Origin of the sequence: Mycobacterium sp., assembly GCF_049280035.1 — a bacterium.
Classification (GTDB): domain Bacteria; phylum Actinomycetota; class Actinomycetes; order Mycobacteriales; family Mycobacteriaceae; genus Mycobacterium.
Window position 1 is genome coordinate 1 of sequence record NZ_JBAPPI010000138.1, and the last position, 9255, is coordinate 9255.

Annotated in this window: 6 protein-coding genes and 1 tRNA gene; 2 read left to right on the top strand and 5 right to left on the bottom strand. The window is 66.4% G+C overall.

The features are described 5' to 3' along the window. From WAN71_RS04520 to WAN71_RS04540, 5 genes are all read right to left on the bottom strand, one after another. Nucleotides 1-1412: cytochrome c oxidase assembly protein (locus tag WAN71_RS04520; protein WP_422224185.1), on the bottom strand; the 1412-nt coding region annotated here is incomplete at its 3' end. 30 nt (nt 1413-1442) lie between these two features. Further along, nucleotides 1443-3791, bottom strand: a complete 2349-nt coding sequence (locus tag WAN71_RS04525) for a glycerol-3-phosphate 1-O-acyltransferase (RefSeq protein WP_422224186.1) — start codon at nt 3789-3791, stop codon at nt 1443-1445. After that, nucleotides 3788-5476 carry an HAD-IB family hydrolase gene (locus WAN71_RS04530; RefSeq protein ID WP_422224187.1) on the bottom strand — a complete coding sequence of 563 codons (1689 nt, stop codon included), beginning with the start codon at nt 5474-5476 and terminating at the stop codon, nt 3788-3790. The genes WAN71_RS04525 and WAN71_RS04530 overlap by 4 nt, the downstream gene beginning before the upstream one ends. A 49-nt stretch (nt 5477-5525) precedes the next feature. Beyond that, the gene (locus WAN71_RS04535) at nt 5526-7001 is read right to left on the bottom strand and encodes a wax ester/triacylglycerol synthase family O-acyltransferase (protein WP_422224188.1); all 1476 of its coding nucleotides are present in this window, start codon (nt 6999-7001) and stop codon (nt 5526-5528) included. 226 nt (nt 7002-7227) lie between these two features. After that, nucleotides 7228-8487 (bottom strand): alpha/beta hydrolase fold domain-containing protein, encoded by a 1260-nt coding sequence (locus WAN71_RS04540; RefSeq protein ID WP_422224189.1) that lies wholly within the window; start codon nt 8485-8487, stop codon nt 7228-7230. A gap of 168 nt (nt 8488-8655) precedes the next feature. On the opposite strand from WAN71_RS04540, the gene WAN71_RS04545 reads away from it, so the two are divergent. Further along, nucleotides 8656-8729 (top strand) — tRNA-Arg (locus WAN71_RS04545). A 64-nt stretch (nt 8730-8793) separates the two neighbouring features. Further along, a partial coding sequence (locus WAN71_RS04550) for an enoyl-CoA hydratase-related protein (protein WP_422224190.1) occupies nt 8794-9255 on the top strand: 462 nt, incomplete at its 3' end.

Sequence of the window (9255 nt, forward strand, 5' to 3'; positions counted from 1 at the left end):
GGGTCGTCGCGGCCGGCTGTCGGCAGTGCCCGCAACGCCAGGCTGACCGGACCCCCCAACACCAGCAGGATTGGCACCAGCATCGACAGCAGCATGTGATCGGCCATATGCATGCTGAACATCGCCGGCATGTACCGGCCCAAACCCGACGACGTGACGAACAGCAACGCCAGGCAGCCCAGCAGCCACGCGACGGTCCGGCCCGCTGGCCAGTGGTCGCCGCGGCGCCGGAGCCGCCGCACTCCGGCCAGGTATAGCGCGGCGAACACCAAGGCGGCGGTGCCGAAAATCAGGTCGAAGCGCCAGTCGAACAGCACCCGCGCCGGGGTGGGCGGTCCGGCGAAGTCGTAGCCGATCTTCACGTCGGGAACCGAGGGGATGCCGATCGGCAGCGGCGGTGGCGGTGTGCGCCCCAGGCCGACGGCGATGCCGAACGTGACGCCGAAGATCAGCGCCTCGATCAGCGTCAACCGCAGCAGGGCCGCACGCGAAGTCGGATCCGCTTGCAGCGCAGCGACTCCGCTGCGCCGCTGACGCCAGCCGACGACGCCGAGCAGACACAGCGCGCCGAACTTGGCGAGCACCAGCCGCCCGTAGTCGGTAGTCAGCAGGTCCGACGGCAGAACCCGCACCAGGGCGTTGACGATTCCGCTGAGCGCCATCGCGACAAAACACCACAACGCGATGGCGGAGAACCGCCGCGCGGCCAGGTCGGCGTGCTGTCCGCCGCGGACGACGTGGGCCAGCAGCGCCAGCAGACCGCCGGCCCACAGGCTCGCCGCCACCAGGTGGATCAGCAGGCTGTTGGTGGCCAGGTCATGGGAACCGCCCGCCGACGAGTGGCCGGTCAACGCGAGCGGTATCAGTGTCCCCAATGCGCCGAGCAGCAGCAGCGGCGTCCATGACCAGCGCAGCACCGGCAGGCTTGCCAACATCACCGCCGCAGCCAGCAATGCCGTCAACCGCCAGGCCGTCGTGATGTTGATCAGGCTGGCCAGCGACCAGATCGTCGCCGGGTTGAGGTGGGCGGTAATCGGCTGACCGGAGACGTCGGAAATCGTCAGTGGCACCAGCAGCGCAGCACATACCGCCCACGTCCCGGCCGCGACCGTGCCGATCCGGACCGCACGGTAGCCGTCGGCGTCGAGGACGCCGTTGTTCTGCGGCGGAACCAAGAACGCGGCGAAAAGAAACGCGCCCACGGCCACCACCGCCGCGACCTCCCCGGCCGCCCGAACAAACGGCAAGCCCAGCGTGGTCGCCGGACCGGGGTCGGGTAACCCGGTTGCGGTCAGTGCAGCAGCCACCGACATCGCCCCGATCCCGGCCGCGGTGCACCCGGCCAGCACCGCCACTCCGGCCAGCAGCGGCCACACCGCCGCGCCGCGCTTAGTGGCCGGAGCACCCGTCATGCATCAAGAGTATTGGTACGTGCCTGCCGGCTATTGATCGTCGGGCCGTCCACCCCGCGCCTCCACCTCGCGGGCGACGAACTGGCTGCGCGCGATCCGTGCGACGTGGTCGAAATCCTGCAGAATGGATCGCAACTCTCGGCGAAATGCGATCCGGCGCTCGACTAAGTCCGGCGCGGGTTTCAGCAAGTCCTGGTCGGCGACAACCTGGCGTGCGGTCGCGAACAGCAGCGTGGATACCGGCTCGCTGCTGCGCACCCGGCCCTGCGCGACGTACTGGCGGCCGACACCGAGCGCCAACTTCGTGAGTTCCTTTTCACCGATGTCTGTCGGCGCGTCGCGCAGCACATCAGCCACGATCTCGTAGGCCTCGAAGAACACCCGCAGCATCGCGTCCGACATCAGCGGCCGCTTGGCGTACAGCATTGCGTCGATCTCGGCGCCGCCCGCGGCAACGTGCGCTTCCCAATCCTCATGCCACGCCATCTCTTCGGCGATGTTTTGCCGGAATGCGGCCGAATCGGCAAAGTAGAAGTCAAATTTGAGTAGGTCGCGCAGCCGCATCGCCTGGTTCCAGAACGCCTCCAGCCGATCACCTTCGGTGTGGCCGGCGTGCGCCAGCGCCAGTTCGACGATGACGGTCTCCAGAAATGCGTGTATCACCGAGTTGCGGTAGAACGCCGCGGTGTGCTCGTTCTCGGGGGCGATGCGCCACACGGGTTCTCGGCCACTGTCGATGCGGGTGACCGGATGGCCGTTGGACAGCTCGTCCACCGCCGCCCGGACGCCTTCGGGTGTGCGCAGCCGCAGCGCACTGGTAGACATCGGGGTTTGTTTGCGTTCGAGGTAATCCAGTGAGTCCTGCAGGGTGTGGTGCAATTGCCCGAGCGTCAACGCCAACCCGTGGGTAGTCAGCAGCAGTGCCGACACCAGACCGGTGGCATTCACCGGGGTCGCTTGCAGAATCCGCCATGCGACTGCGAACGACATCTTTTGCAACGCAAGCCGTTTGGCGGCTTCATCGGTGGCGATCGGGCCGTGTGACGGGCCCAGGTACTCTCGCATCGAGACGGCTTCGGGGAAACGAACGTAGATCTTGCCGTAGTTGCGTTCACCCTGAGCCTTGATGAAGTTGTACAGCCAGCTGAAACCCTCAGCCCGCTTCTCGCCGCCGCGAGCGTAGGCGGCGTACTCGGCGGTCTCGTGCAGTTGGTCGAAGCTGATCGAAACCCCTTGCAGCAGAATGTCGTCGCTGCGGCCATCCAAATAAGCATCGGCCACATAACTCATCAGTCCCAGCTTGGGTGGCAGCATCTTGCCGGTGCGCGAGCGGGTGCCCTCGATGGACCAGCTCAGGTTGAAACGCTTCTCCACCACATAGCCGACGTACTCCTTGAGCACGTATTTATATAGCGGGTCGTTACCGATATTGCGCCGAATGAAGATGGTGCCGGCGCGACGCATCAGCGGCCCCATCACCCCAAATGCCAGGTTGATCCCGGCGAAGACATGCACTGGCGGCAACCGGTTTTCCGCCATCGCCACCGGCATCACCGCGCCATCGATGTAGGACCGGTGTGAGAACAACAAGACCGCCGGATGAGCTTCCAGCGCGGTGCGCATCGCCGCGACCTGGTACTCGTCGTAATCGATCTCCCGGTCGAATCCCCGGCTGAGCATCCTGCCCAGGACGGAGACCAGGTCGACGGAAACTCGGCTCCACCCGGTGGCGAGCTCGTCGAGCATCTTTCCGGCTTCCTCGACGGTGGCACCCGGAATCTTTTCCAGGCCGGCACGAAATCGCGCGGACGCCAGGATTTCCGGCCGCACCAGCCGCGGAGACTTGTATTGCGGCCCGAGGATTCGATATTCGGCGCGTTCCATCGCCAGCAGCGCTCGGCGGGTGACGAAATGCGCGAAATCACGCGGGTTTTCGCCAACCGTGATGTCTCGCCATTGCTGACGAAGTTCGGATACCTTGGCCGATTCGCCGGCCACCACCCGGGCGCGTGAAGGATCAGTGCGCAGGATGTGGCGCTGCTGACGCTCGCTGGGCTGGTAGGGATTTCGTCCGGGGAGCAGCGCCGCCACCCGGCTTAATGCCGACGCGTCGGCTTGCGGCATCCAGAAGACCCGCACCGGCACGATCGATCGGTCCTCGTCCGACTCGAGCTGTTCGACCAACTGTGCGAGCGCCGCGGGTGGCGAATCGCGTGCCGGCAACGGCAGCACTTCGAGCCTGGTCTCCGGGTGCCGGGCACGTTGCTGGTCCAACCACGACGCGAGCAGCTCCGATTCCACCGGCGAGGACGCCGCCGCCAACACCAAGGTGTCGTCGGCGGTGCTGAAGGTGCCGGTATCGGCGGCCGATCTGGTCACGATCGCCCTTTCGGCCGAGGCGTGCGTGGTTGGGCCTTGGCGACCTTGGTCGCCGGGGTTTTGGGCTGGGCTTTTTTCGCAGGTTTCGCCGTCGCGGCTTTCGCCGCCGTGGCCTTGGCCGGCTTGATTGGCTTGCTGGTGGCCTTGCGCGGCGTCTTTTTTGGCGCCGCCTTCTTTTCTCGGCGATACAGGCTGGGTTCGGGTAGCTCGTCGACCGGCCAGTCGGCCAACGTGTCCAGATATAGCTGGCGGACCTCAGCGATCCGATCCGGCAAAGTGTCAAGTGTCCAGTCGCGCACCGAGATCGGCGGGAACACCGCGACGTCCACCGTGCCCGGATTCATCGTCATAGAGTCCCGCGCGGCGACCATCTCGGCATTGCGGATCACGATGGGCACGATCGGGATGCCCACCGTCATCGCGATCCGGAAGGCACCCTTTTTAAACGGCCCGACGCTGGTGGTATCCAGCCGGGTGCCCTCGGGCGCCATCACGACGGATAGCCCCTTCTTGGCGCGCTCTTCGACCTCGTGCAACGTCTCGACCGCGGCGGCCGCGTCGTCGCGATCGATGAATGCGGTGTCCAACAGCTTGCCCAGCGTGCCCATGATCGGGTCGCTGGCCAATTCCTTCTTGCCCACGCTCACCCAGTTGTCGCGGACCAGCGCGCCGCTGATGACCGGGTCGGCCTGGTTGCGGTGGTTGAAGATGAACACGGCGGGCCGTTCGGCGTTCAGGTTCTCGGCGCCGATGACGTTGAGCTGCACGCCACTGGCGGTCAACAACAGCTGTGACCAGGTGGAGGTGAAGAAGTTCACCCCACGGCGGCGGCTGCGGGTCAGCAGGCCGATACCCACTGCGCCGGCAGCCACCGGGACGATCGAGCCGAAGCCGGCCAGGGTTCGCAGCTGCGAGCCGATCCCGCCACCGCCGCGGCTGGTGAACCGCAGGATCGGCCAGCCGCGCCGGCGCGCGACCGCGGCCATCTTGCCTTCGGGATTAGTCGGGCGCGGGTTGCCGACCAGGTACATCAACGCGACATCTTCGTCACCGTCGGCGTAGAAGTAGCTGTCCTTGAGGTCGATATCGTTCTCGGCAGCGAACTTCTGGACCGCCGCGGCTTTGCCCGGTCCCCATAGGATCGGCTTCAGCACATCTCCGGTGAGGCTGCCGTCCTCGTTGGTCTCGAACTTGTTGGTGAGGGTGTTGATGATGCCGAGGAAGCGGGCCACCGGACCGACCTGAATGGTCAGCGCCGACGAACTCAGCACCACGGTGTGACCGCGAGCCAGATGGGCACGCACCAGCTCGCGCATTTCCGGGTAAATGCGCGACTCGATTTTCTGGTTAAACAGCCGCTCGCCGATCTCTTCCAGATCACTTAACGCGCGCCCGCGCAGCGCACCGGAGGCCTTGCTGATCAGTTCTTCGAACTCGATGCGCCCGAGCTGGTGGTTGAGGCCCGCAGTGACCATGCTGATCAGCTCGCCGACGCCCATGTCGCGTTGGCGCAGCCGCTCCTGAGTCAGGATGACCGCGGTGAAGCCGGCCACCAGGGTTCCGTCCAGGTCGAAGAAAGCTCCGATCTTGGCTCCGGGCGGGCTGGCCATGATTTCGGCGACCGACCCCGGCAATCGAAGATCACGCGCCGACTTCTTCGAGTCGCGCTCCTCGCCGGCGGTCATGCGCCGCTCCTCCTCATCGCGGCGCTCTGCATCGTCGCGACGCGGGCGGTCATGAGCCCGCCACCGATCGGTTCGGCGAGTCGGACGGGTCGGCGGTGAACGACGCGGGCGCCGCATGCAGGGTGGGTTCGCCGGCCAGCGCGAGGATCTCGTCGAAACCCTCCAGCAGGCACCGGGCCCAGAGCGCCTCGTCGCGCACTGCGGCGCGGTCGTAGCGCGTGGTGATGGTGCAGTAGCCGCCCCTGGATATCAGCACGACCATCATCGCCACGCCGGGCAATGGGCCAATACCGTACTGCCGCAGAATCTTTGCACCGGCCAGATAGGTGTCGCCAGGATATACCGGAACGTTGCTGGCCTGCACGTCCGAGCCGACCACCGAGCCGGTCACCGACTCCAGCATCGGCGTCGGCAAGATGCTCAGCACCGGCGCGATGGAACCAATGATGTCCATGGCGGGCTCGTCGCGGCGCTGGGTCATCTGCGCGCGGATCTTCTGCATGCGGGCTATCGGATCGGCAGTACCTATCGGGGCCGCCAGATTGACGCCGGTGAATCGGTTACCGCCGGCCGGATCGGATTCGGCCCGTAGGTTGACCGGCACCGCCATCGGCAGTTTGGCGACCGGCACGCCGAGTGCCTGGTGGTAGCGGCTCAACGCGCCGCACAGACCGGCCAGGTACGCGTCGTTGATCGAGCCCCCGCCCGCTTTTGCCGCCTTATGCAAGTCGGCGAGCGGGATGTCGAGTGCTTCGCTGCGGGTGGCCAGGCTGCGGCGACGAAGTAGTGGCGACGGCTCGGCGGCCTGGCTCATTACCCGGACCCCTGAGCGGGCATAGCCGACCGCACCCGCCACCGCGGCACCGGGGTTAAGCACCGCCCGCCCGACCATCGATACAGCTCCCGACAGCGCGCCCAAGACCCCGCCGACGACATTAGCGGGCATGTGGTTGAAACCTTCGCGCATCAAGTCGTTGGCCGACAGATCTTGCGGAATGGGTTGCGCGGGCGCCGGCTGGGGCGGCGGATCCCGCTCGAGGTCGTAGATGTGGGCGAACATCTCCACACTGCCGACACCGTCAGTGACGGCGTGAGACAGGTGCAGCAGCGTCGCGGCCTTCCCGCCGGCGAGGCCCTCGATCAGGGTGGCCGTCCACAGCGGTCGGGCGATGTCCAGCGGCGACTGCAGCATCACCTCGGCCAGGTCGAATACCTGCCTCAGCGAGCCTGGCTCCGCGACGCGCATCCGTCGCACGTGGAAGTCCAGGTTGAAGTCGGGATCGACAACCCAGCGCGGCGCGGCGGTCGGCAAGGTCGGCACGACCACTTTCTGCCGCAGCCGCAACACGCGTCGGGACGCATTCTCAAAGCGCGTCCGGAAGCGGTCCCAATCCGGGGTGGTGTCCAGGATTTCCAAAGCCATGATGCCCGAGCGGGTACGCGGGTTGGCCTCGCCGCGATGCAAGAGGTAATCGACCGCCCCAAGCGCCGCGGGCAATCCGGCCGCGTCGACCGTCTCAGCCACCGGCACTCCTCCGTCTTGTCACCGCGCCCGCTGCTCGACGCGCCAATTCGCTTTGCCACGGCCCAGGGTTGCGCCACGGGCCACTCCAACGCTAGCCCGGTTGGCGCGATGGCGGTAGCCGATTGTGCGGATCAGAAGACCAGGTTAAACGTGTCCGCGATGCCCTGCGAATTACCCTGTTGGGCGGGCGGATTGGAACTTGACGGTCGGGTCCGCACCGAGCAATTCAGCTGGCCGGTGTTGCTCGTCTGCGCAAAACCGCCGATCGCGAACGGAGATATCGTCCGTAAACGACACCAAAGAAGTCGGCGACAGCGTCAGCAACCAGTCGGGACCGGACCGTGGCGAAGATGTCAAAGGCGTGGTGGGCGTTGGGAAGCTCGGCGTAGCAGACGGTCGGGGCCCCAGCCTTGCGGAGCGCGCCGCAAAAGGCCTGCGCCTGCACACTGGGAATCACCGAATCGTTCTCGCCGTGCAGGACAAAGAACGGCGGCGCCCCGCGGTGCACGTGCGAAATGGGCGACGCCGATTCAAACAACTCCGGCTGATCGGTGTAGCGCGCTCGCATAACGAAAAGCTCGAGAAAAGGCAGCATCATTTCGTGCATTTTCTCCGCATCGGTCAGGTCGTAGACGCCGTAATAGGGCGCGGCCGCTTGCACGGTTGTGTCGGCATCCTCGAAGCCGGGCTGCAGGCGCTCGTCGTTCGCGGTGAGCGCGGCCAAGGAGGCCAACTGCCCGCCGGCGGAGCCACCGGTGACCGCGATGAAGTCAGGATCGCCGCCGTACTCGGCGATGTTGTCGCGGACCCAGGCCAGCGCGCGTTTGACGTCGATGATGTGCGCCGGCCACGTCTTGCCCGGGCTCTTGCTGTAATCGATGGACACGCAGATCCAGCCCAGCTCGGCCATCCGGCCCATCAGCGGATATGCCTGAGGGCGTTTGCCGTTGACGACCCACGCCCCGCCCGGGATCTGCACCAGCACCGGCGCCCGGCCGCCCGCCTTGATGGCCGGATGGCGCCAGATGTCCAGCAGGTGATTGCGGGCGTCCGGGCCATAGGCGATATTCGACGTCTGCGCCGCGTAACGGCGGCGATGGCCGGTTGCTTGCAACAGGCCGCCGCGACGGGCACCCGCCGGGTCATCGCTGATCGGGTGACGGGCCTTTTCGCGGTATTTCGGTCCGAAGGAGTCCGCCAGCGTCGCGGTGAGAATGTCGTCCGCCCGCTGCGCCGCCCAGCCCGTCGCCACCCGGCCGACCGACAGCGGCGTCACCCCCGACAGTGCATGCCCGGTGACAACGTGCGGAGGAAATTCGGCCGACAGCCATTCGGCCAGGAAGCGGACCACCCACGGCGAGCCGCGGAGAAGCAGCGAGCCGGTCCGGTATGCGCCGATCGGCGCCGCGGCGAGCTGCAGTCCCTGGCGCAGCACTTCGGCGCGCGCATGCGAGTACCGCGCTCTGACATCGATGGCTACGGTCATGCCCTGCCACTCCTCGCCGTTGAGCACACGCCGCGGGTAGCGTACGTGTGTGGCGGGCCCCACACTAGCGAATCACTGTCCCTGCCAACGCCATTTCGGTCGGCGTTGCGCACCTGGAGTCCACCTGCTGTGCCGTTAGATACACTGACCTGCGCTTAGTAGTTTCCGGCCCCCGTAGCTCAGCTGGACAGAGCACATGACTTCTAATCTTGTGGTCGCAGGTTCGAGTCCTGCCGGGGGCACCGATCTGATGCTGATGTGACAGCTGGGCCTTTTGGGACCAGCCCTGACTTGCGGAGGTGCCCGGTGGCCGATCTGGTGCTGTACAGCGTCGACAACCACGTCGCGTTGATCACCGTCAACGACCCGGACCGTCGCAACGCCGTCAACGACGAGATGTCAAAGCAGCTGCGCGCGGGAGTGGAACGGGCCGAGGCCGATTCCGATGTGCACGCCGTCGTCGTCACCGGCGCCGGGAAAGCATTCTGCGCAGGAGCTGATCTCAGTGCCTTGGGCAGTGCCGCCGAGCAGGGACTGCTCCGGATCTACGACGGTTTTATGGCCGTCGGCAGGTGCACGCTGCCCACGATCGCGGCCGTCAACGGCCCGGCCGTCGGGGCGGGCCTGAACTTGGCACTGGCCGCCGATGTGCGCATCGCCGGGCCGAACGCGTTGTTCGATGCGCGTTTTCAGAAGTTGGGACTGCATCCGGGCGGCGGGGCGACCTGGATGCTGCAGCGCGGGGTCGGACCGCAAGTCGCCCGCGCG

Coding starts and splice junctions, on each gene's coding strand:
- WAN71_RS04530 (WP_422224187.1), bottom strand. CDS start 5,476: ATGACCGCCGGCGAGGAGCGCGACTCGAAGAAGTCGGCGCGTGATCTT.
- WAN71_RS04540 (WP_422224189.1), bottom strand. CDS start 8,487: ATGACCGTAGCCATCGATGTCAGAGCGCGGTACTCGCATGCGCGCGCC.